The organism is Arthrobacter sp. SAFR-179, from assembly GCF_059414945.1.
In genome coordinates this window covers 302,823-324,194 of the sequence record NZ_JBPFDM010000001.1, presented here as the reverse complement: position 1 = coordinate 324,194, position 21,372 = coordinate 302,823, and the positions used below count along the sequence as shown (strand labels likewise).

The 21,372-nt window shown below is 67.2% G+C and carries 21 protein-coding genes, 2 tRNA genes and 1 pseudogene; 11 read left to right on the top strand and 13 right to left on the bottom strand.

All coding sequences use genetic code 11. The annotated features are described in order from the left end of the window. Positions 1–7: 7 nt before the first annotated feature. From ACR65K_RS01645 to ACR65K_RS01635, 3 genes are read right to left on the bottom strand one after another with little or no spacing between them, the layout of a single operon-like run. Complete coding sequence (locus ACR65K_RS01645; RefSeq protein ID WP_440151103.1) at positions 8–1,279, bottom strand: MFS transporter; 1,272 nt, start codon at positions 1,277–1,279, stop codon at positions 8–10. A 10-nt stretch (positions 1,280–1,289) separates the two neighbouring features. Beyond that, complete coding sequence (locus tag ACR65K_RS01640) at positions 1,290–1,727, bottom strand: MaoC family dehydratase (RefSeq protein WP_440151101.1); 438 nt, start codon at positions 1,725–1,727, stop codon at positions 1,290–1,292. Positions 1,728–1,729: 2 nt separating this feature from the next. After that, the gene (locus ACR65K_RS01635) at positions 1,730–2,191 is read right to left on the bottom strand and encodes an FAS1-like dehydratase domain-containing protein (RefSeq protein ID WP_056334108.1); all 462 of its coding nucleotides are present in this window, start codon (positions 2,189–2,191) and stop codon (positions 1,730–1,732) included. 96 nt (positions 2,192–2,287) lie between these two features. On the opposite strand from ACR65K_RS01635, the gene ACR65K_RS01630 reads away from it, so the two are divergent. Beyond that, on the top strand, positions 2,288–2,668 hold the full coding sequence (locus ACR65K_RS01630; RefSeq protein WP_440151099.1) for an ArsR/SmtB family transcription factor: 381 nt from the start codon (positions 2,288–2,290) through the stop codon (positions 2,666–2,668). Next, entirely contained in the window at positions 2,665–4,362 is a 1,698-nt protein-coding gene (locus tag ACR65K_RS01625) for a SulP family inorganic anion transporter (protein ID WP_440151098.1), read from the top strand. Before ACR65K_RS01630 ends, ACR65K_RS01625 begins: the two co-directional genes overlap by 4 nt. Here the strand turns inward: ACR65K_RS01625 and ACR65K_RS01620 are convergent. Further along, positions 4,352–4,576, bottom strand: coding sequence for a DUF3188 domain-containing protein (locus tag ACR65K_RS01620; RefSeq protein ID WP_142117274.1), 225 nt, complete (start codon positions 4,574–4,576; stop codon positions 4,352–4,354). The two genes, ACR65K_RS01625 and ACR65K_RS01620, sit on opposite strands and share 11 nt — an antisense overlap. Before the next feature lie 160 nt (positions 4,577–4,736). On the opposite strand from ACR65K_RS01620, the pseudogene narY reads away from it, so the two are divergent. The 4 genes and pseudogenes from narY to ACR65K_RS01600 all read left to right on the top strand — a co-directional run. Continuing rightward, positions 4,737–5,369 (top strand): annotated as a pseudogene (gene narY / locus ACR65K_RS01615) (nitrate reductase subunit beta); the annotation flags it as partial. Continuing rightward, the gene (gene narJ, locus ACR65K_RS01610) at positions 5,366–5,986 is read left to right on the top strand and encodes a nitrate reductase molybdenum cofactor assembly chaperone (RefSeq protein WP_440151095.1); all 621 of its coding nucleotides are present in this window, start codon (positions 5,366–5,368) and stop codon (positions 5,984–5,986) included. The pseudogene narY and the gene narJ, both read left to right, overlap by 4 nt. Before the next feature lie 2 nt (positions 5,987–5,988). Further along, positions 5,989–6,786, top strand: coding sequence for a respiratory nitrate reductase subunit gamma (gene narI, locus ACR65K_RS01605; protein WP_440151094.1), 798 nt, complete (start codon positions 5,989–5,991; stop codon positions 6,784–6,786). A 39-nt stretch (positions 6,787–6,825) separates the two neighbouring features. Beyond that, positions 6,826–8,046, top strand: coding sequence for an MFS transporter (locus ACR65K_RS01600; protein ID WP_440151092.1), 1,221 nt, complete (start codon positions 6,826–6,828; stop codon positions 8,044–8,046). Here ACR65K_RS01600 and ACR65K_RS01595 read toward each other — a convergent pair. Both ACR65K_RS01595 and yidC read right to left on the bottom strand, forming a co-directional pair. After that, the gene (locus tag ACR65K_RS01595) at positions 8,031–8,585 is read right to left on the bottom strand and encodes a dihydrofolate reductase family protein (RefSeq protein WP_440151090.1); all 555 of its coding nucleotides are present in this window, start codon (positions 8,583–8,585) and stop codon (positions 8,031–8,033) included. The two genes, ACR65K_RS01600 and ACR65K_RS01595, sit on opposite strands and share 16 nt — an antisense overlap. 22 nt (positions 8,586–8,607) lie before the next feature. Next, the gene (yidC, locus tag ACR65K_RS01590) at positions 8,608–9,405 is read right to left on the bottom strand and encodes a membrane protein insertase YidC (RefSeq protein ID WP_440151088.1); all 798 of its coding nucleotides are present in this window, start codon (positions 9,403–9,405) and stop codon (positions 8,608–8,610) included. 111 nt (positions 9,406–9,516) lie between these two features. On the opposite strand from yidC, the gene ACR65K_RS01585 reads away from it, so the two are divergent. After that, complete coding sequence (locus tag ACR65K_RS01585; RefSeq protein ID WP_440151086.1) at positions 9,517–9,906, top strand: SHOCT domain-containing protein; 390 nt, start codon at positions 9,517–9,519, stop codon at positions 9,904–9,906. Positions 9,907–9,986: 80 nt separating this feature from the next. Here the strand turns inward: ACR65K_RS01585 and ACR65K_RS01580 are convergent. From ACR65K_RS01580 to ACR65K_RS01565, 4 genes are all read right to left on the bottom strand, one after another. After that, positions 9,987–10,060: transfer RNA gene (locus tag ACR65K_RS01580), tRNA-Met, on the bottom strand. Positions 10,061–10,120: 60 nt separating this feature from the next. Continuing rightward, positions 10,121–10,192, bottom strand: a tRNA-Thr gene (locus ACR65K_RS01575). A 298-nt stretch (positions 10,193–10,490) separates the two neighbouring features. Beyond that, positions 10,491–12,593 carry a DEAD/DEAH box helicase gene (locus ACR65K_RS01570; RefSeq protein ID WP_440151084.1) on the bottom strand — a complete coding sequence of 701 codons (2,103 nt, stop codon included), beginning with the start codon at positions 12,591–12,593 and terminating at the stop codon, positions 10,491–10,493. 395 nt (positions 12,594–12,988) lie between these two features. Next, a complete protein-coding gene (locus tag ACR65K_RS01565) occupies positions 12,989–13,642 on the bottom strand; it encodes an MOSC domain-containing protein (protein ID WP_440151082.1) in 654 nt (217 codons plus the stop codon). Between the two features lie 178 nt (positions 13,643–13,820). Here ACR65K_RS01565 and ACR65K_RS01560 point away from each other — a divergent pair, with 178 nt between their 5' ends. Genes ACR65K_RS01560 through ACR65K_RS01545 form a run of 4 tightly spaced genes read left to right on the top strand, consistent with a single transcriptional unit; the run spans position 13,821 to position 18,365 of the window. After that, positions 13,821–14,456, top strand: coding sequence for a Tat pathway signal protein (locus tag ACR65K_RS01560; protein ID WP_440151080.1), 636 nt, complete (start codon positions 13,821–13,823; stop codon positions 14,454–14,456). A 3-nt stretch (positions 14,457–14,459) separates the two neighbouring features. Further along, a complete protein-coding gene (locus ACR65K_RS01555) occupies positions 14,460–15,671 on the top strand; it encodes a glutathionylspermidine synthase family protein (RefSeq protein ID WP_440151078.1) in 1,212 nt (403 codons plus the stop codon). Positions 15,672–15,684: 13 nt separating this feature from the next. Beyond that, positions 15,685–17,178 (top strand): APC family permease, encoded by a 1,494-nt coding sequence (locus ACR65K_RS01550; RefSeq protein WP_056334049.1) that lies wholly within the window; start codon positions 15,685–15,687, stop codon positions 17,176–17,178. Further along, entirely contained in the window at positions 17,175–18,365 is a 1,191-nt protein-coding gene (locus tag ACR65K_RS01545; protein WP_440151076.1) for an acyl-CoA dehydrogenase family protein, read from the top strand. Before ACR65K_RS01550 ends, ACR65K_RS01545 begins: the two co-directional genes overlap by 4 nt. A 14-nt stretch (positions 18,366–18,379) precedes the next feature. Here ACR65K_RS01545 and ACR65K_RS01540 read toward each other — a convergent pair whose 3' ends face one another. From ACR65K_RS01540 to ACR65K_RS01530, 3 genes are read right to left on the bottom strand one after another with little or no spacing between them, the layout of a single operon-like run. After that, on the bottom strand, positions 18,380–19,177 hold the full coding sequence (locus ACR65K_RS01540) for an alpha/beta fold hydrolase (RefSeq protein WP_056329602.1): 798 nt from the start codon (positions 19,175–19,177) through the stop codon (positions 18,380–18,382). Between the two features lie 46 nt (positions 19,178–19,223). After that, complete coding sequence (locus tag ACR65K_RS01535) at positions 19,224–19,994, bottom strand: SDR family oxidoreductase (RefSeq protein WP_056329599.1); 771 nt, start codon at positions 19,992–19,994, stop codon at positions 19,224–19,226. A 25-nt stretch (positions 19,995–20,019) separates the two neighbouring features. Further along, a complete protein-coding gene (locus ACR65K_RS01530) occupies positions 20,020–21,363 on the bottom strand; it encodes an MFS transporter (protein ID WP_440151455.1) in 1,344 nt (447 codons plus the stop codon). Between the last annotated feature and the right edge of the window lie 9 nt (positions 21,364–21,372).

The following is a 21,372-nucleotide window of genomic DNA, read 5'->3' as shown; positions in this document are numbered from 1 at the left end:
GGGAAAGCTAGCCGGCCTTCCGGGCCACCGGGGACAGCGCGAAGCTCACGGCGAGCATCACCATCACCGCAAGGAGTGAGTGCAGGATCCCCACGTGTTCGGCCAGCAGGCCGAGCAGCGGGGGCCCGCACAGGAACGCGCCGTAGCCGATGGTGGACACCACCGACACCCGGGCCGCGGCCTTGGCAGGGTCGTCGGCCGCGGCGGACATGCCCACCGGGAAGCCCAGGGATGCGCCCAGGCCCCAGGCCGCCAGCCCCACATAGGCGAGCCACGGCGCGGGGGCGAAGACGAACACTGCCAGACCCACGACCGCCAGGGCGGCACACCAGCGCATGACGGGCACACGGCCAAATCGGTCCAGCACCACCGTCCCGGCGAACCGGCCGATGGTCATGAACGTGACAAACAGCCCATAGCCGGCAGCACCGGCGGCATCGCTCTGCCCGTGGCTGTCCGCCAGCGCAAGGGCCACCCAGTCTCCGGCAGCGCCTTCGGCCAGGGCGAGGCCGAGCACCAGGACGCCCAGCAGCAGCGTCCGGCGGTCCCGCCACGCCTGGGCGATCCTGCGCTTGTTGTCCAGGGGCGCGTCAGACGGGCTTCCAGCGTGGATCACGGGAATAGGGCCCGTGGTGGGGTCTTCAAAGTTGTCCGGGGTGTAGGTCCGCTCCGCTGCCGTGGTGATGTCGGCACGGAACCAGGACGCCGCCGTCGCCACGGATACGGCCACCACCGTTCCTGCCGCAGCAAGGTGCCAGAACACGGGCACGGACGCAGCAGCCGCAGCGGCACCCAGTCCCGCGCCAGCCACGGTCCCCAGACTGAAGGCGCCATGAAGCCGCGGCATGATGTGCCGGCCCACCGCACGCTCGACTGCCGCACCCTCCACATTGGAGGCAGTGTTCCAACTCCCCGTTCCCAGGCCGATGATGGCCAGGCCGACAGCGGTTGCGACAGGGCTTGACAGCACGGTTGTGCCAAAACCCGCCGTCAGCAGGCCGACACCGGCCATGATGCTGCCGGTGCGGATGGTCCTCTTGGACCCCAGCCGCAGGACGATAAGGCCGGAGGCGGAAACGGAGGCGAAGGAACCCAGCGTCATGCAGAGCAGGATGACCCCGACGGTGCCCGGGCTGAGGTCCAGCGCGTCCCGGATGGCGGGCAGCCGGGACACCCAGGAGGCGAAGGCCAGGCCGCTTGCTGTGTAGGCCACCACCACGGCGTTCCGCCAGTGCCTGACCTGGAGGGACGTGGCCTCGATTCCGGTGCCTGCGCTCAAGGGTGCGGGCTCAGGACAGCTTGACGACGGCCTGGGCCTTCATCAGGACTTTTTGCCCGGCCGAGACAACGGTGAGGTCGACGCGGGCGGTGCCTGCATCGGCGTCGAGCTTTCCGATGGTGCCGCTGACCTCGATGGTGGCGCCGGGCTCCGGGGTTCCGGTGGTGTCGGTGACCAGGACGGGCTTGGTGAAGCGGGTCTGGAAGTCCACGACGGCGCCCGGGTCCCCTGCCCAGTCAGTGACGAGCTGCACGGCTGAGCCCATGGTGAACATGCCGTGCGCGATGACGCCGGGCAACTCCACGCCGGTGGCGAAGGCCTCGTTCCAGTGGATGGGGTTGAAGTCGCCGGATGCTCCGGCGTACTTGACCAGGTCGGTGCGGGTGACCTCGATGGTGCGGCTGCCGATTTCCTGGCCGGCGCTCAGTTCATTGAAGGTGGGGCTCATGGTTACTGTCCCTCTCCGCGGACCAGGATGGATGACGTGGTGGTGGTGACCGGTTCGCGGGCGTCGCCGGAACCGAGGGCGAAGATCTCCGAGCGTGTGGTGATCATGGCGCCGCCGCCCATGGCCCGGACGCCGTCCACGTGGAGTTCCGCGACGAGGCGGTCGCCGGCAACGATGGGCCGGTGGTGGGTGAAGCGCTGGTCCGCGTGCACCACCCGGGAGAAGTCGATGCCGGCGTCCGGATCCTCGATGAGCTGGGCGTCGGCCCGCTGGGCAATGATGATGGCGAAGGTGGGGGGTGCCACCAGGTCCGTGTGGCCCAGGGCCGTGGCTGCATCGACGTCGAAGTGTGCAGGGTTGGTGGCTTTGACCGCGCGGGCGAACTCGCGGATTTTCTCGCGGCCAACGTCGTACACCTCTGCGGCAGGGTAGCTTCGGCCCTGCAGATCCGGATTGATAGTCATGGATTCCAGCCTATCCCCGGCGCAGCCGGGACACGTTGTGCAACCCACTGATATGATGGTTTCATCATTTCATCAATCAGCCCAGGAGCCACTCCCTTGCTGTCTTCCGCCCAAGCGCCGCTGTACGAGATCAAGGCCAATCTGTTCAAGGGCCTGGCGCACCCGGCACGTATCCGGATCCTTGAACTGCTGGCCGCCGCCCCGCAGGAAACTGCGGCCGTCAGCTACCTTCTGGCGGAGACCGGGCTTGAAGCCTCGCACCTCTCCCAGCACCTGGCCACCCTGCGCAGGCACAAGGTGGTGACCTCGGTGCGCACCGCCAACGCAGTGACATACCAACTGGCGCACCCGGGGGTTTCGGAGCTGCTCGCCATCGCCCGGACCTTCCTCCTGGACAGCCTGTCCGAATCGAACGAACAGCTCCGGCTTGCACAGCAGCTGCCGGCGGAGCACCTCTCCCGCGAATCAGCCTCGTGACGGCCACCTCCGCCGCTGACACCGGACGCGCCACTGTCAGGGCCGCCCAGAGGCTTACAAGGCTCCTCCCGTCCCGGCAGGATTACGCCGGCCTTCGCTCCTCGTGGCGCAGTGACCTGCTGGCCGGCATCACCGTGGGCATTGTCGCCCTGCCTTTGGCCCTCGCGTTCGGGGTGAGCTCCGGAGTGGGCGCCGAGGCCGGGCTTATCACCGCCATCGTGGCCGGCATGGTGGCAGCCCTCATGGGTGGGTCCTCCGTGCAGGTTTCGGGCCCCACCGGCGCCATGGTGGTGGTCCTGGCACCCGTCGTGGCCGTCCACGGCCCGGGCAGCGTGGCCCCGCTCTCCCTGATGGCGGGGCTGCTGGTCTGCGTCATGGGATTCAGCGGCCTGGGCCGGGCCGTCGCCTTCATCCCCTGGCCGGTAGTGGAGGGCTTCACGCTGGGGATCGCGGCCATTATCTTCCTCCAGCAGGTTCCACTCGCCACGGGCACGTCCGGCGTCCCGGGACACAACACTGTGGTCGCCGCCGTTGAAGCTGCCTTAGCCGCGCAGGCGCCCACTGTCCTGCTGACGCTGGCGCTCGTGGTGATGGTCGCCGTCGTGATGGTCCTGCTGCAAAAGCTGTTCCGGGCCCTTCCGGCCAGCCTGGTGGCGGTCCTCCTGGCCACGGCGTCGGCCGAACTCCTGCAGCTGGATGTTCCGCGGATCGGTGCGCTGCCCCATTCCCTTCCCGCGCCGGCAATGCCCGCCGTGGACGTGGCCACCTTGGGCAGCCTTGCCATGCCCGCGGTGGCAATCGCCGTCCTTGCCGCCATCGAATCACTGCTCTCAGCCCGGGTGGCCGCGGGGATGGCCGGCCCCGACGGCAGGCCCACCGGACCCTACAGCCCGGACCGTGAGCTGACCGGCCAGGGCCTGGCTTCCATCGCCGCCGGACTGTTTGGCGGCATGCCCGCCACCGGAGCCATCGCCAGGACCGCGGTCAATGTACGTTCCGGGGCCCGGACGCGCCTTGCCGCAGCCGTTCACGCCGTCGTGTTGCTGGCCATCACCTACCTGGCGTCCGGAATGGTCAGCCGCATTCCGCTGGCAGCACTGGGAGGGATCCTGATGGTCACCGCAACACGGATGGTTTCCCGGCGCACCGTTGCCGCCATCCTGCGTTCCACCCGGGCAGACGCCGCAGTCTTCGTTCTCACGGCCATCATCACCGTGGCCTTCGACCTGATCGTGGCCATCCAGATCGGGCTGGCCGCGGCGGCGCTCTTCGCGCTGCGGAAATTCGCCTCGCTGAGCGGCGTCCAGCGCGAGCCGATCCCCGGGCCTTCCGCCGACGGCGATGAGCACATTGCGGTCCTTCGGCTGGACGGGGCGATGTTCTTTGGCGCCGCCGAGCGCATCCTCCAGGAGATCAGCCAGGTCAAGGACGTCCAGGTGGCAATCATCAGGCTCTCGCAGCTGCGGATGCTTGACGCCACCGGCGCCCACGCGCTGGTGGAGGTCATCGCTGCGCTGGAACTGCGCGGCATCACGGTCCTGCTCAAGGGTGTGCGGCCGGACCACCTGGACCTGGTGACCAACGTGGGCGTGATCCGTTCGCTGCGGCACCACAAACACCTGTTCCAGCACCTGCCCGATGCCGTGGAACACGCCCGCAGCCATGTCCTGCGGAACGCAGCAGCTAGCGCCTGAGGTTCTTGCGGATCGACTGGCCGCGGACCACGATGCCCACGACGTGCAGGACAAGGCCCAGCCCGATCAGCGGCAGGGAGGCCATGGCCAGGGTTTGGTTGCCGCCGGTGTTGCCGATGATGTTCAGGATGATGCCGACGGCGATCAGTCCCATCGCGCTGAAGACCAGGACTTTGTAACGGGTTGGCGCGGTGGCCCAGAATTCGTTCAGCACCGTGCAAGTCTACCGTCCAGGCCTGCGGCACCGGCTAGAACAAGGACTCCTGCACTGCCGGGACCTCCGAAGCGTATTCACCAAGGGCGATGGTCCGGGCGGCCAGTTGGGACAGGTTCACCACGAACGCGGCGTACTTGCCATCGAGCCGGGCCAGCACGTCTGGTACGTGCCGCCGCTGTCCCCGGTGGTGGACCTGCTGCGGGACCAGGGGCACGACGGCGAGGACCACGGCAACCTGTTCGGCGCCATCGACGCGCTGCGCATCCCGGTGGAATACCTCGCCGAGCTGTTCACGGCCGGGGACACGGACCGGGTCACCATGGTGCTTCGGAAGCTCGCGGCCATGCGCTCCTTCATGCGCGGGATCAGCCTGGGCAACGATCCGGACGAATCCATCCCCGAGGCCGTGGGCATGGACGGGCAAACGATGTACGAGATGTACCGGCTGATGGCCATCGCGAAATACGACGAACGGTATGTCATCCCCAAGGCACACGTGGAGCAGGCCCACGACCTGGAGGAGATGGGCTGCTCGCTGGATTTCGACGGCGGCCCGGGCATGCAGGATTCCTCGCCTTTTGGTGAGGCGAGCGGCAGGCCCGTCCCGGTTGCCGTGGACACGTTCAACGCCCTCAAGGACCGGCAGACCACGGACGAAATCGCGGCGGGCACCAGCCTGAGGGGACGGGTGAACCTGCTGAACTGGGACGGTCGCGGGGCGCCGCCTGGGCTCTTCCCCGAGAAGGGGCCCGAACCGGATACCCTCGCGGCTGCGGAGGACCAGCCATGAGCCGCCGCGATGACGTGGTCTACCTTGCCGCGGCATGGTGCCTGTCCTACCCCGATGAGGACCTGGTGCAGCGGGTCCCCCTGGTCCGTGCCGCGCTGGCCGAATTCCCCGGTGCGCTGCCCGCATTCGCACCGGTGCTGGACCTCCTGGAAACCAGCCCGCCAATGGAGCTGCAGGCCCAGTACGTGCGCGAGTTCGACCTGGGCCGGCGGCACGCCCTGCACCTGAGCTACTGGACGGACGGGGACACCCGGCGCCGCGGCGAAGTGCTGGGCCTGTTCAAGGAGGCCTACCGGAACAGCGGCGTCCTGGTGGACCTGGACGGGGAGCTGCCCGACTACCTGCCCATGGTGCTGGAATTCGCCGCTCGGGTGGATTCCGCGGCCGGACGGACATTGCTGCAGCGCTACCGGGCCAGCCTGGAAATGCTCCGGCTCGGGCTGCTGCGGGACAACCTGCCGCACGCTGCCATCCTGGCGGCCATCTGCGCCACCCTGCCCGGAAAGTCACCCCAGGACGAGCAGGAAGTGATGCGCATGGCCGGATACGGTCCACCCTCCGAACGCGTGGGACTGGATCCCTACGACCCGCGGCTGCTGCCGGTCAGGGGGTCGTAACCATGCCGGCACTCAACGCAGCGCTCGCAACCGAGCCGGGAGCCGCCGTCGTCCTTAACTCCTGGGACACCGTCCTGTGGGGCGTCCTGCCCTATGTCATGGCGGTGGTGCTGGTGGGAGGGCTCATCTGGCGGTACAAATACGACCAGTTCGGCTGGACCACCAGGTCCTCCCAGCTCTACGAGTCCAGGCTCCTGCGGATCGCCTCCCCGCTGTTCCACTTCGGGCTGCTGGCCGTCATCGCCGGGCACTTCTTCGGCCTGGTGATTCCGATGGCGTGGACCCAGGCGGTGGGGATGAGCCAGGAGTTCTACCACTTCAACGCCCTGCTGGTGGGCGGCATTGCCGGGGTGGCAACGCTGGGCGGCATTGCGCTGCTGATCTACCGGCGCCGCACCACCGGGCCGGTTTTCATGGCCACCACCAAGAACGACAAGACCATGTACGTGGTGTTGACCGCTGCCATCGTCTTCGGTTTGTGGACCACGCTGGCCAGCATCTTCGAGGGCGAACACGGGCACAACTACCGCGAAACCGTGGCGCCGTGGTTCCGGTCGCTGTTCATCTTCCAGCCGGACATCGCGGCGATGGCCACTGCGCCGTTCTCCTTCCACCTGCACACCCTGGTGGGAATGGCGCTGTTCGTCATCTGGCCGTTCACCCGGCTGGTGCACGCCTTCACCGCGCCCCTGCACTACCTCTTCCGCCCGTACATCGTCTACCGCTCGCGGGACAGGGAAACGAAGGGCCGGGGCTGGTCCGCCGTGGGCACGCCGGACAGGGACACCCGCAACCGCTGACCGGCGGTGCGTTTTGGATGACGTAGTGAGGAGCAGGCAGTGGCCGGAACAACATCTACGCCAGGCACCGGCCGGGCACTGAACCTGGCGCTGGCGACGGCGGCATCCGTGGCAGGTTTCTGGGCATGGAACTCCGTAGCCACGCTGGGCGCGTTCTACACCAAAAACCTGGAACTCACGCCGGCCACCACCGGGATCCTCGTGGCCATGCCGGTGTTTGTCGGTTCACTGGGCAGGATCGTGGTGGGCACCCTGACCGACAAATACGGCGGCCGGGCGATGTTCACCGTGGTGCTGCTGGCCGCCATCCCTCCCCTGCTCCTGGTGTCGGTCGGCGGGCTCCTCAGCTCCTTCGCGCTGGTGCTGGGGGCCGGGCTGCTGCTTGGCGTGGCGGGCACCGTGTTCGCCGTCGGGATCCCCTTCGTCAGCGCCTGGTATGAACCGGCCCGCCGCGGCTTCGCCACCGGCGTCTTCGGTGCGGGAATGGGCGGAACGGCACTGGCGGCGTTCCTGAATCCCCGGCTCGTCGCCGGGATCGGATACTTTCCCACGCACCTGCTGATCGCCGCTGTCCTGGCCGTGATGGCGGTGCTGGTCTGGTTCCTCATGAAGGAATCCCCCGACTGGGCACCCAACCACGCCCCGGTGCTGCCCAAACTCCTTGACGCCGCCAGGCTGGCCGTCACCTGGAAGATGTGCTTCCTCTACGCCGTGGTCTTCGGCGGTTTCGTGTCCTTTGCCACCTACCTTCCCACCTATCTGCGGGACGTCTACAGTTTCGATCCCGCCGGCGCGGGCGCCCGGACCGCCGGTTTTGCCCTGGCCGCTGTCCTTGCCCGTCCGGTGGGCGGGGTCCTTGCCGACAAGCTCGGCCCCAAGCCGGTGGTGATCGCAGCCCTTGCCGCCGTCGCGGTCCTGGGCTGGGTGGTGAACATGCGGCCCGACGGCGAAGTGCCCGCCGGTGCCACGTTCGTTGCCATGGCGGCCGCACTGGGCCTTGGGACCGGCGGCGTCTTCGCCTGGGTCGGCGTCCTGTCGCCGGCAGGGAAGGTGGGCAGCATCAGCGGCATCGTGAGCGCCGCCGGCGGCCTGGGCGGCTACTTTCCACCGCTGGTCATGGGCGCGACGTATGACGCTGCAACACGCAGCTATTCAATCGGGCTCCTCCTGCTGGTAGGCACGGCCCTGGCGGCACTGCTGTTCACCCTCTTCGCGGTGCAGCCCAGGACGGGCGCACCTGTGGTTCAGCGGGCTCCGTAGCGCAGGTACACCACCCCGTTTCCGAACCGCCGCTCGTCCAGCAGTTGGAACTTTGCCTCCAGCCCCTCCGGGAGGAAACGCAGGCCGCCGCCCACGGCAACCGGGTTGATGAAGAACTGGCACTCGTCCACGAGGCCTGCCTTGAGGGCGTGGGCCGCGAGGGTGGGGCCGCCGATGCTGATGTTCCTGTCCGCAGCGGCCTTCAGGTCCTGCACCGCCGCCGGGACGAACTGCCGCTCCAGCCGGGTCCGGGGTGCAGCGGGGCTGTCCAGCGACGTCGAGTACACCACTTTGTCCGCCCCCTGCCAGATCCGGGCGTAGTCCTGGATGACCGGCGGGTCCCCGGCCGTGCCCATGGTTTCCCACACCTCCATCACCTGGTACATCCGCCGCCCCAGCAGGTAGGTGCCCACATCCCGCTCCAGGTCGTTGATGAAGGCATGGACTTCCTCATCCGGCGCTGACCAGGTGAAGTTACCGTCCCTGTCCGCCGTGTAGCCGTCGAGGGACATGATTGCGGAGTAGATCAGCTGCGCCATGGGCCCATTCTGCCGTCTGACGTCAAGACCTCATAGGCTCCCGTGAGACCAAAAACTGCTGTCCCAGGGTCCAGAGGTTGGAGACTGTCCAGTAGACCAGGACTCCGAGGGGAAAGAAGACCCCGCCCACACCGAAGACCACGGGCAGGACGTACAGAAGGATTTGCTGCTGGCGGAACAGCGGGCTCCCGCTGTCCTGGCCGGCCATGGTCCGCGAGGCAACGAGTTTCTGCGTCAGGAACTGGCTGGCAATCATCACCAGGATCATGACGACGGCGAGCACGGCCACAGCGGTGGGCTCGCCGCCGCCATGGAGCAGCGAAGCTGACAGCGGCGCCCCGAAGATGCTGGACGAGTCGAACTGGACCACCTGGTCGTGGCCCATCACCCCGATGCCTTCACCCTGGCGCGATGCATTGGAAATTCCTGACAGCACCTGGAAGAGCGCCAGGAAGAACGGCGCCTGGATCAGCAGTGGCAGGCAGGCCGAGAACGGGTTGGTGCCGTGTTTTTTGTAGAGGGCCATCTGCTCCTGGGCCATGGCCTGCCGCGACGCCTGGTCCGTCCTGCCCTTGTACCTGTCCTGGAGCTCCTTCAGGTCCGGCTGCAGGAGCCGCATCCTGCGCTGGGCCCGCACCTGTGCCAGGAACACCGGGATCAGCGCCGCGCGGATGACCAGCACCAGCCCGATGATGGACAGCGTCCAGGTCCATCCGCCCGCAGCCGGCATACCCAAGGCACTGAGCCGGTCGTGGAAAGACACCATGATGGCGGACACCAGCCACCGGAACGGCTCCATTACCGCCGTGAAAAAGTCCACCGATCCCCCATCCGCACGTTGCTGCCAAGCTACTGCGGATCCAGGAAACAGAAAAGCCCCGGCGGGAAGCGCCCATGTTCAAGAAGAATTCCCAGGACTATCCTCAAACGTATGAATGAGCGTGCGGTTCCAGGGGCGGCCGGCGGTTATCTGTTGGAATATCGAGACGGCGATCATCGCCTCGGTCGGACGGCGGTGCAGCTGGCGGGCCTTTGCCTGGTGGCCAGCGGCGTCGTCATCACAGTTGTGGGAACCACGTTCGGGCAACTGTCGTTCATTCTGGGCATCTTTATTGCCCTTCTCGGCGCAACACTTCTGGTCACCCTCACGCTGGACCATTCGAGGCTGCTCCGAAGGTTCAAGCTGCCGCATGGTCCTGCAAACGTCAGCCGGAACGTTTCCGTGGCGTCTGAACTTGCTGTCCTGGCCGACCTCTATTCCAGCGGGGCACTCTCCGCCGAGGAGTTCTCCGCTGCCAAGCGCCGCATCCTGGACCTTTAGCGCGGGCACCTGCCCAGCTACTGCGGATCCAGGAAACAGAAAAGCCCCCGGGTCCTTGCGGAACCCGGGGGCTTAGCCTGTAGCGGTGGGGAGGCTCGATCTCCCGACCTCACGATTATGAGTCGTGCGCTCTAACCAACTGAGCTACACCGCCACGAATGAGAAAAACCTGCGTCAAGCCGGTCAAACCGCCTTGACGCAGGCCCTCATTCAGAGCCCCCCACCGGAATCGATCCGGTGACCTCGTTCTTACCAAGAACGCGCTCTACCACTGAGCTAGGGGGGCAACGAGTAAATACTCTACCGGAAGATTTACGCACCAACAAATCGGCGCCAAGAGCCCTCTCGGGACCACTGTCAACGCGCTTTTGGGGACCGCGGGAGCGGCTTTTTCCGCGGAATTCCGGGGCTAGAGGGGCTGGCGCCAGCAGAGTGGACGACGGCGGCAAGCACCTTCCAAGGTCCCCTGACCACCGCCTCGGGGCAGGAATGTGGCCAGCCCCACACTCTTGAAGTTAAACGCCGATGGGCCGGCTCGTAAGCCGGCCCATCGCCGTCGTCAATTCCTCAACGCAAGGGGTGGTTTACCACTTGCCCTTGCGGTTGAAGTCGCGGTGTCCGCTGTCGCCGCCGCTGCGGGGCTTGCGGGAGCCATCGCCGTGCCCGCCGAAGCGGGAGTCGCTGGCCTGGCCACGGTCGCTGAAGGAGCGCTCGCTGTACGAACGGCCGCCGCGGTCGGCGGAGGACCGCTCGCCGTCGTTCTTGCGGAACTCCTTCTTGAACCCGCCGTTGCCCTTGAAGTTGCCGCCACGGTCGCCGCCGCGGTTGCCCTGGTAGGCGCCACGGTCACCGGAGGGCTTGCGGCCGTTGTCCAGCTCGAGGTGGATCAGCTCGCCGCCGATCCGGGTGCGGGACAGGGCACGCAGCTGCTCGGCGGTCAGGTCCGCGGGCAGCTCCACCAGGGAGTGGTCCGAGCGGATGTCGATGCCGCCGATCTGTGCGGAGGAGATGCCGCCCTCGTTGGCAATGGCGCCAACGATGGAGCCGGGCATGACGCGCTGGCGGCGGCCCACCGCGATGCGGTAGGTGGCGTTGCCCTCGGTCAGCGCACGGGTGGGCCCACGGGAGCCGAAGCCGTCCTTGGAGCGTTCGCGCTTCTGGAACTCGGGAGCAGCCGGCAGTTCCTTGACCAGCAGCGGCTGCCCGCCCTGGGCCATGACGGCCAGTGCCGCAGCGATTTCTGCTGCCGGCACCTTGTGCTCTTCCTCGTAGGAAGCGATCAGGTCGCGGAACATCGAGACGTCCTCGGACTCAAGGGTCTCGGTGATGCGCTCGGCGAACTTGCCCAGGCGCAGCGAGTTCACGGTCTCTGCGGTGGGCAGGTGCATCTGCTCCACCGGCTGGCGGGTGGCCTTTTCGATGGCGCGCAGCAGGTACTTCTCACGCGGCGTCATGAACAGGATGGCCTCACCGCTGCGGCCCGCGCGGCCCGTGCGGCCGATGCGGTGCACGTAGGACTCGGTGTCGTGCGGGATGTCGTAGTTGACCACGTGGCTGATGCGCTCCACGTCCAGGCCACGGGCGGCGACGTCGGTGGCCACCAGGATGTCGATCCGGCCTTCCTTCAGCGCGTCGACGGTGCGCTCACGCTGCTGCTGCGGGATGTCGCCGTTGATGGCGGCAGCCTGGAAACCGCGTGACTTCAGCTTGTCAGCCAGGTCCTCGGTGGCCATCTTGGTGCGCACGAAGGCGATGACGCCGTCGAACTCTTCCACCTCGAGGATGCGGGTCATGGCATCGAGCTTGTGCGGGCCCATGACCTGCAGGTACCGCTGGCGGGTGTTGGCGCCGGTGGTGGTCTTGGACTTGACGGAGATCTCGGCCGGGTTGTTCAGGTACTGCTTGGACATGCGGCGGATCTGGCTCGGCATCGTGGCCGAGAACAGTGCAACCTGGCGGTCCGACGGGGTCTGCTGGAAGATCTGCTCCACGTCTTCGGCGAAGCCCATGCGCAGCATTTCGTCGGCCTCGTCCAGCACCAGGTACTGGAGCTCGGACAGGTCCAGGGAACCCTTGGAGATGTGGTCGATCACGCGGCCGGGGGTACCGACAACCACCTGGGCGCCGCGGCGCAGCCCGGCGAGCTGCGGGCCGTAGGCGGAGCCACCGTAGACGGGGAGCACGGTGAAGTCGTCGATGTGCTTGGCGTAGGAGGTGAACGCCTCAGCCACCTGGAGGGCAAGCTCACGGGTGGGGGCCAGGACCAGGGCCTGGGTCTTGCGGGACGGGCCGTTGAGGTCGTGGAGCTCGGCCAGGCGGGACAGTGCCGGTACTGCGAATGCTGCAGTCTTACCGGTTCCGGTCTGGGCCAGGCCCACTACGTCGCGGCCTTCGAGCAGCAGCGGGATGGTGGCTGCCTGGATGGGGGACGGCTTTTCGTAGCCGACGTCCTGCAGGGCGGCCAGGACACGGCCGTCGATGCCGAGATCGGCGAAGCGCACGCCGTCTTCTTCGTCGTCGCCAGCCTTGGGTGCCGGGGTTTCTTCGGCTTTGGCTGCGGCAACGGCCGGGGCGGCTTCGGGAGCCTCAGCGGTTACGCCGGGGGCCTCTGCTGCGGGGGCAGCGGGCTCGGTGAATTCAATGCCGGCGGTTGCTTCGGTGGTGGTTTCGTTCTGATTTTCGGGCATAGGGAGATATTCCTCATCCATAGGGGGCCAGGCGGCACTACCCGAGGTGAGCGGAGCCGCAGTACGCGTGCCGATGATGCCGGGCAAACGTTGACCGGCCGGTCACAGAAGTCCGGCGCTTTCGCAATCCCGTGGCAGGACTTCGCGCTGCATCTCTTGGCTGCTATCCCAGCAGTCTGTACAGCGTTTTCTTTAGCCGGCTCTCCCTATGAAAATGCCCGCATCGCTTGCGCGGGCCCCAACACTTGCCAGTCCTGCCTCAAAAATTGGGCAGGAATAAGGGATTTCCGGAGTGGGGGATGTTTCAAGTGTAAAGGATGGACGCCACTGACCGCCAATTCAGGGTCCGACGGCGGCGGTGACCTTCCGCACACAGCCCGCCAAGGGCGGGGGTGCTACTGCCCCAGCCGCCGCAAAAGCACCCCGAACTTGGTGTGGTATTCGTCCTGGAGCCTGATCTCGCCGTCGGCCTCTGCACTGCGGAGGGCCTTGATGACTTCCGCGTCCGGCGCGCTGAACCATCTGCCGATGGTGATGCCGTGCCGCGGCACGAAGGTCCGCTCGATGGGATCGCCGGCCCGGATGCTGCCGGTGCGGATGACGCGCAGGTACGTCCCCACCCGCCCCTCGTCGGTGAACCGCTTCACCCACTGCGGCTCCTTCATCCGGCGCTGGAACGTGGCGCAGGGGGTGCGCGGGGAGGTGACTTCGAGTTCGACGTCGGGCCCCACCTTCCAGCGCTCCCCGATCACCGCGTGGGTGGCTTCGATGCCGGACACCCGCAGGTTCTCGCCGAAGGCGCCCGGCGGCAGTTCCCGTCCCAGGCTCCCGGCCCAGAAGTCGGCGTCGGCCTGGGAGTAGGCGTAGACGGCCTGGTCCTCCCCGCCGTGATGCGCCCTGTTGGCCTGGATGTCGCCGCGCAGGCCCAGCTTGTGGACCTTCACGGGCCCGTTCGCCGGGCGCTTGTCGATGGCCGTGACACCAACGTTTCCCTGGTCCCCGATCAATTGGTGGACGCGGCAGACGGCGAGGACAGAACCTGATTCCATGGCATCAGTCTAGGGTCCTCCCCCGCCGCCTCCCGGCCTTGCTGCCATGGGCACTTCTCCCCCGCCTTGGAGCGCGGTTTTACTCGCAGCGGCCCGGCAGAGGGATTACGCTGATCCGAGGATTGCAATGGGGGTGCAGCGCTGTGCCCAATTCACGTGGACAACTGAAGGGGACGCTGTGGATTCAAACACCATGGACCCGAACGAGGACCCCAACAAAACGCAGGACAAAGGACGGGGCGGAGCCTCCGGGCAGGTGCCTTCGGAAACCCCCGGGGGCAGCACCGCCAAGCCTCCGCCCTGGCAGGTCCCCAAGCCGGACCTGCGCCCCGACCTCCTCAATGAACCGGTCACTCCTGTTGACCCGTTCGCCCGGGAGCGGGAAAAACAGCTCAACGATGCAGCGGCACGGAAGAAGCGCTCCCAGCGGCGCACGGTGGTGGTGGGCCTGGGCGTCACGGCACTCCTGGCCGGAACCATTACGGCAGTGGTGGCCAGCAACGAGGACGACCCCGAATACGCACAGGTGTGCTTCAACGACGAAACCGGCGAGCGCGTGGCGGACACCAGCTGCGACAGCTCGGCGGGCCGCAGCGGCGGCATTTACGCCTGGTACTTCTACTCCCGTGGGGCAAGCGTTCCGCCGATCGGCCAGAACCGGTCGACGTCACCCAACTACACCAGGACCATCCCCAGCGGGGCCAAGGCCTCCACCGGCTACAGCAGCAAGGGCGGTACGGTCAGCCGCGGCGGTTTCGGCTCGAGCGCCAAAAGCGGCTCAAGCGGTGGCGGCGGCAAAGTTTCGGGGGGCTGACGGATGAAGAGGATGTTGTCCCAGCCGCGTCCGGGCTGGAAGCAGAAGATCGAAGAGCAGGGCTTGGTGTTCTCCACCACCACCATGGATGACGGGCGCCGGATCGAGTACTGGAACGAGTCCGCGTACTACGAATTCACCATGGACGAGGTGGAGACCCTCGAGGCGGCGGCCGAGGACATGCACCGCATGTGCCTGGAGGCCGCGAAATTCCTGGCCACCGGCGCCATGGGCAGCATCGGCATTGGCCCGCAGGCTTTGGAACTGGCGGCCGAATCGCTGCAGGCCGGCGACGTGGATGTGTACGGCCGGTTCGACTTCATCTACGACGGCCGGGGCGGTCCGGCCAAGATGCTCGAATACAACGCCGACACCCCCACCGGACTCATCGAGGCCGCCGTCGCCCAATGGTTCTGGCTGCAGGACGTCCACCCGGAGAAGGATCAATGGAACGGCATCCATGAAGCCCTGATCCGGCAGTGGAAGAAGTTCCAGTACCGCACCGGCATGAGCACCCTCCACGTTGCCCATTCGGAGGTTGAGGAATCAGGTGAGGACTGGATGACCGCGGCCTACATGCGCGACGTCGCCGGCCAGGCCGGGTGGACCACCATTGGGATCAACATGTCCGATATCGGCTGGGACCCCAACCTGAACCGCTTCGTGGACCTGGACAACTTCATGATCAGCACCATCTTCAAGCTCTACCCCTGGGAGCTGATGATGAAGGAGGAATTCGGGCCCCGCCTCCTGGAGCGGGCGCACAACCCGCGATGGGTGGAGCCCGCATGGAAAATGCTGCTCTCCAACAAGGCCCTGCTCGCCGCCCTGTGGCACCTCTACCCCAACCATCCCAACCTGCTGCCCGCCTACCTCACCGATCCGGGGCCGCTGAAGGAATGGGTGGCCAAGCCCCTCCACGGCCGCGAAGGCGACAACATCCGGATCCACGCGGACGGAATCAGCCTGGAACAGCCCGGAGGCTACGGCCGCGAGGGCTGGTGCTACCAGCAGTACCACCCGCTGCCGGACTTCGACGGCAACCACCCCGTCCTGGGCCTGTGGGTGGTGGACGGCGAGTCCGTGGGCTGCGGCATCCGCGAATCGGACGGCCCGGTCACCGACTACTTCTGCCGCTTTGTCCCCAACACCATTGACGCGCCGGCGCCGCTTTCCGCGGTGGCCAATACCACCAAGGCAGGAATCGTTCTATGAAACCGGTGACAGCATGAGCACGGACATGACGACGACGGGCGGCCCCGGCCGCGGGACCGGCATCCCTGTGCCCGCCAAGGGGTTGCGGGCCGGCATCCTTGACCTTGGCGACTCGGTAATGCTGGGCCTGGCCTCCACCGCTCCGGTGTATTCGCTGGCCGCCACCCTGGGTCTCATCGTTGCGGTTAACGGCAACTACACTCCCCTGATCCTGCTGCTGGGCTTCATTCCGGTCCTGTTCATCGCCTACGCCTTCCGTGAGCTCAACAGCGCCATCCCGGACTGCGGCACCACCTTCACCTGGTCCCGCCGGGCCTTCGGCCCCTGGGCGGGCTGGCTGGGCGGCTGGGGCGTGGCACTTGCCGGCATCGTGGTCCTGGCCAACCTGGCACAGGTGGCCGGGCAGTATCTGTGGCTGTTGGTGGGCGACGGGTCCCTGGCGGGGAACAAAGTACTGGTCACCGGCACAGGGCTGGCGTTCATCGTCCTCATGACGCTGGTGAACTACCGCGGGATCCGCCTCGGCGAGCACGTCCAGCGGGTGCTGACCTATGTCCAGTACATTGCGCTGGGCCTCTTTGCGCTGGCCATCGTGGTGCGGATCGTGGGCGGTGCGCCGGAAGGGCAGGCCTTCGATCTCGAGTGGTTCAACCCCGCCGGCGCCTTCGCCGATCCCGGTGCTGTAGTACACGGGGCACTCCTGGCACTGTTCATCTACTGGGGCTGGGACACCTGCCTTGCCGTGAACGAGGAAACCGAAAACCCGTCCACCACCCCCGGCCGCGGCGCCGTGATCTCGGCGTTCGTCCTGGTGGCAATCTATGTCTCCGTGGGGCTGCTGGTGATGATGTACGCCACCGTGGGCTCGGAGGGCATCGGCCTGGGCAACGAGGCCAACCAGGACGATGTCTTCCTGGCCATGAAGGACGTGGTGCTGGGCCCATGGGGCTGGCTGATCGTCGTCGCGGTTCTGGCGTCCGTCCTGTCCTCCACCCAGACCACCATCCTGCCCACCGCCCGCGGAACCCTCTCCATGGGTGTCCATGGTGCACTGCCGGCAAAGTTCGCGGAGGTGCACCCACGCAACCAGACGCCAGGTTTTTCAACCCAGGTGATGGGCGGGGCAGCCGCGGCCTACTACGTGGCCATGAGCTTCCTGAGCGAAAACCTGCTGGCGGACTCCATCAGTGCCATCAGCCTGTTCATCGCGTTCTACTACGCCCTGACCGGCTTTGCCTGCTTCTGGTACTTCCGTGGAACGCTGCGGGAATCGGTGCGCAACCTCTGGTTCCGCGGCATCCTGCCCCTGGCCGGGGCGCTGCTGCTGACCGCGGCGTTCTTCATCTCGGCGGTGCAGATGTGGGACCCGGCCTACGGCGACACCCAGATCTTCGGCGTCGGCGGCGCCTTCGTGAGCGGCGTGCTGCTGCTGGCGCTCGGCGTGGTCCTCGCCGTCGTCTGCCGTTTCCTGCCCTCCACCCGCGGCTACTTCGAGGTGAAGAAATGACAGGTGAAGCCATGACGGCCGGCACCTCCGACGTGCTGGACCTCGATTCCCTGCTCTCGGCGGAGGAACTGGAGCTCCGCCAGAAGGTCCGTGACTTCACCAATCAACGGATCAAACCGGAGATCGCCCGGTGGTATGACGACGCCGTCTTTCCCCTGGACCTGGCCCCGGAGCTGGGTGAACTGGGGGTCCTGGGCATGCATCTGGAGGGCTACGGCTGCCCCGGCCGGTCCGCCGTCGAATACGGCCTCGCGGCGATGGAACTGGAGGCCGGCGATTCCGGCATCCGCACCTTCGTGTCCGTCCAGGGCTCGCTGGCCATGACGGCCATCCACACCTGGGGGTCCGAGGAGCAGAAGCAGGAGTGGCTGCCCCGGATGGCCGCCGGGGAGGTGATCGGGTGCTTTGCCCTGACCGAGCCCACCGCCGGTTCGGATCCCGCCTCCATGGCCACCTTTGCTGAGCGGGACGGCAACGGGGAGGACGCCGGCTGGGTGCTCAACGGCGCCAAGCGATGGATCGGGTTGGCCTCCGTGGCCGGCGTGATGGTGGTGTGGGCCATGACGGACGACGGCGTGCACGGCTTCCTGGTGCCGGCAGGCACCCCCGGGGTGACCGCCACGCCCATCCGGCAAAAGCTGTCCATGCGCGCCTCGATCCAGTGTGATGTGGTGTTCGACGGCGTCCGGCTGGGTCCCGAGGCCCTGCTGCCGGCAGCGCGGGGGCTGCGCGGCCCGTTCACCTGCCTGAACGAGGCCCGGTATGGCATCGCGTGGGGTGCCATGGGCGCGGCCCGCGATTCCTATGAGGCCGCGCTGGCGTACTCGCAGGAGCGGCTGCAGTTCGGCAAGCCGCTGGCCGGCTACCAGCTCACGCAGGAAAAGCTGGTGAACATGCTGGTGGAGATCCAGAAAGGCACCCTGCTGGCCCTGCACCTGGGCCGGCTGAAGGATGCGGGGAGCATCCGCCCGGAGCAGATTTCCATGGGCAAGCTAAACAATGTCCGGGAGGCGATTGCCGTGGCGCGCGAGGCCCGGTCCATCCTGGGCGGCAACGGCATCACCACGGATTACTCACCGCTGCGGCATGCCGCAAACCTGGAATCGGTCCGCACGTATGAGGGCACGGACGAGGTGCACACCCTGATCCTCGGCCGGCACATCACCGGACTGGACGCCTTCCACTGACTTCCGGGTGCGCCTCAGGCGAGACCCTGCAGGAAGCGCCGAACCTCGGCGTTGAACTGCTCCGGCGCTTCGGCGAACACCAGATGTCCGGCACCGGGAATCACCGTCAACGCTGCACCCGGAATCTGCCGGTGCAGTTCCTGCGCCACAGACAGCGGTGAGCGCTGGTCTTCCTCCCCATGAATCAAAAGCGTGGGAACAGCAATCGTCGACAGGACGCTGCGGTAGTCCGCGCGTCCGCTGGCGCTGAGCAGTGCCCGTAGGCTTGCCGGCCGGACATCAAGCATCACGGCGGCAATTTCGGCGACCACTGCAGGGTCGGCGTCTTTCGCGAAGAGGGTGGGCAGCCACTCGTGAACGAACTTGCCCGGCGGCTCGCCGATCTCCGCTTCCACCATGGCAATCCGGCGATCCACTTCCTCCGGCGGCAATGATCCTGCCCAGCCGGCATAGGCCGATACCAGCAGCAACGATGCTGGGACCTCCGGGTACCCCTTGTACAACTCCAGCGCCACCATGGAGCCCCAGGACATTCCCAGGACGTGCGGCTTTCCGTTCCCGCCCGCAGCTTCCGTCAGAAAGCCGACGGCGAGGAGCCCCAGGTCCCGGGCGGAGAGGTTGGGTGCAGGGTCATCGGACTGACCGCATCCGGGAGCATCCCAGGCAATCACCGTGAAGTCTTTGGACAGGTCCTCCAGCTGGTGCCGCCAGATCCTGCTGTCCTCGCCGGCACCGTGGAACAGGATCAGCGGTGGCCCGTTGCCCGCCCGCTGGTAGGCAATCCTGAGTCCGGCTACCTCGACGGCATCCATATCCGCGATTGTAGGACTGCGGAAGCCTGTTGCCTACGCCCAGACGTCAGGCCGAGAAGCCGCCGTCAGCCTTGATCAGCTGGCCGGAGACCCAACGACCCGCGGGTGAGAGCAGGAACGCCACGGTCCCGGCAACGTCGGCCGGGGTGCCCAGCCTGCCGGTGGGCTGACGCGCGCTGAGTTCCGCGCGGATCTCCGGGGTCATCCAGCCGGTATCCACCGGCCCCGGGTTGAGGACGTTGGCCGAGATCCCCTGCGGCCCCAGCTCGCGGGCGGCGGCAACCACGATCCTGTCCAAGGCCCCTTTGGAGGCGCCGTAGGGAAGGTTGAACGCTGTGTGGTCACTGGTCAGCGCAACGATCGCGCCGCCGTCGTCCGTTGCCTGCCGCGCAAAGGCGGCGATCAGCTGCCAGCTGGCGCGGGTGTTCACTGCGAAGTGCCGGTCAAAGGACTCCACGCTGGTGTCCAGCACGCCTGAATCCACCGACTCCGCGTGGCTGAGCACCAGGCCCTGCAGCGGGCCGGCAAGCTGTGCGGCCTCCGCCACGAGCCGGTCCGGGACGCCGGGGTCCTGGAGGTCAGCTGACAGGACATGGACCTTGGCACCGATCGCCTCCAGCTCGGCGGTGAGGCGGACCACGTCCTCGGGTTCGCTCCCCCACGGCATGCGGGCGTCGTACTCGGCCCAGTAGGACAACGCCAGGTCCCAGCCGTCCGCCGCGAGTTGCCGGGCAATGCCGGCACCGATGCCGGCCAGCCGCCCCACACCGGTGACCAGGGCAACGGGGCGGGCAGGGAGGGGTGTGACAGGTTCCATCGGACCAGCCTAGCGGTGGCCCGGATCAGGCCGCTGCCGGCTCCGCTTCCCGTGAACTGCGGTTCCGGCGGATGGTGGCACTGATGACCGCGGCAATGGTGCACATGGCAGCTGCACCCAGCCAGGCGTAGGTGTAGTGGCCGGTGGCATCCCGCAGGACCCCGGCGGCGATGGCTGCGGCGGCGGCACCCAGCTGGTGGGCCGCGAAGACCCAACCGAAAACCACGCTGCCGTCAGCTCCGAACGTTTCGCGGCAGATGGCGGCCGTGGGTGGAACGGTGGCCACCCAGTCCAGGCCGTAGATCACCACGAACACGATCATGCTGGGCTGCACCTCGGCGTTCAGCAGCAGCGGGAGCACCAGCAGGCCGATGCCGCGGAACTGGTAGTAGACGGCGAGCAGGACGCGGGGGTTGAAGCGGTCGGTCAGCCAGCCTGAGGCGATGGTCCCGATGATGTCGAAGATTCCGACGACGGCGAGCAGTCCGGCGGCGGTGGTTTCCGGCATGCCATGGTCATGGGCGGAGGGGATGAAGTGGGTGCCGATCAGGCCGTTGGTGGTGGCGCCGCAGATGGCGAATCCGGCAGCGAGCGCCCAGAACGTGCGCACCCTGCTGGCGCGTTTAAGGACCTGGAGGGCCCGGACGGCGGCGTTGCTGCGCGGGCCGTCTTCCGGAGCTTTTGCGGAGCCTGCCGGGTGTTCAACCTCTTCCGCGCCATAGGGCAGCACTCCGGCGTCGGCGGGTGAGTTCTTGAGGAACTTCAGCACCAGCGGGACCACGGCGAGCGCCCCGGCGGCGATCAGCAGGGAAGCCTGCCGCCACCCTGGATCCTGCGCGAGGAGGGCGATGAAGGGCAGGAAGACCAACTGGCCGGCGGCGCTTCCGGCGGTCAGGATGCCGATGACCAGTCCCCGGCTTTTCGCAAACCAGTTGTTGGCGATGGTGGCGGCGAAGACCAGTGCCATGGAGCCGGTGCCGAGTCCGATCAGCAGCCCCCAGGTCAGCAGGATCTGCCACGACTGGTTCACCAGCACCGTCAGGGCGCTCCCGGCACCGATCAGCACCAGGGCCGTTGCCGTGACAGCCCGGATGCCGAACCGTTCCATCAGGGCGGCGGCGAACGGAGCCGTGAGGCCGAAGAGCACCAGGTTGATGCTCACTGCTGCCGAGAGGACCGTGGTGGACCAGCCGAACTCCTGCTGGAGCGGAACCATCAGGACGCCCGGGGCCGCCCGGAATCCGGCGGCCCCAACCAGGGCAAGGAAGGCAACGGCGGCAACTGTCCAGGCGGGATGCAGGCGGCGCCGCGGGCCCTGGGGCTGCGTGCCCGGGGCCGGGGCTGAACTGCTTGGGGCCGGGGATGAAATGTCGGCCGC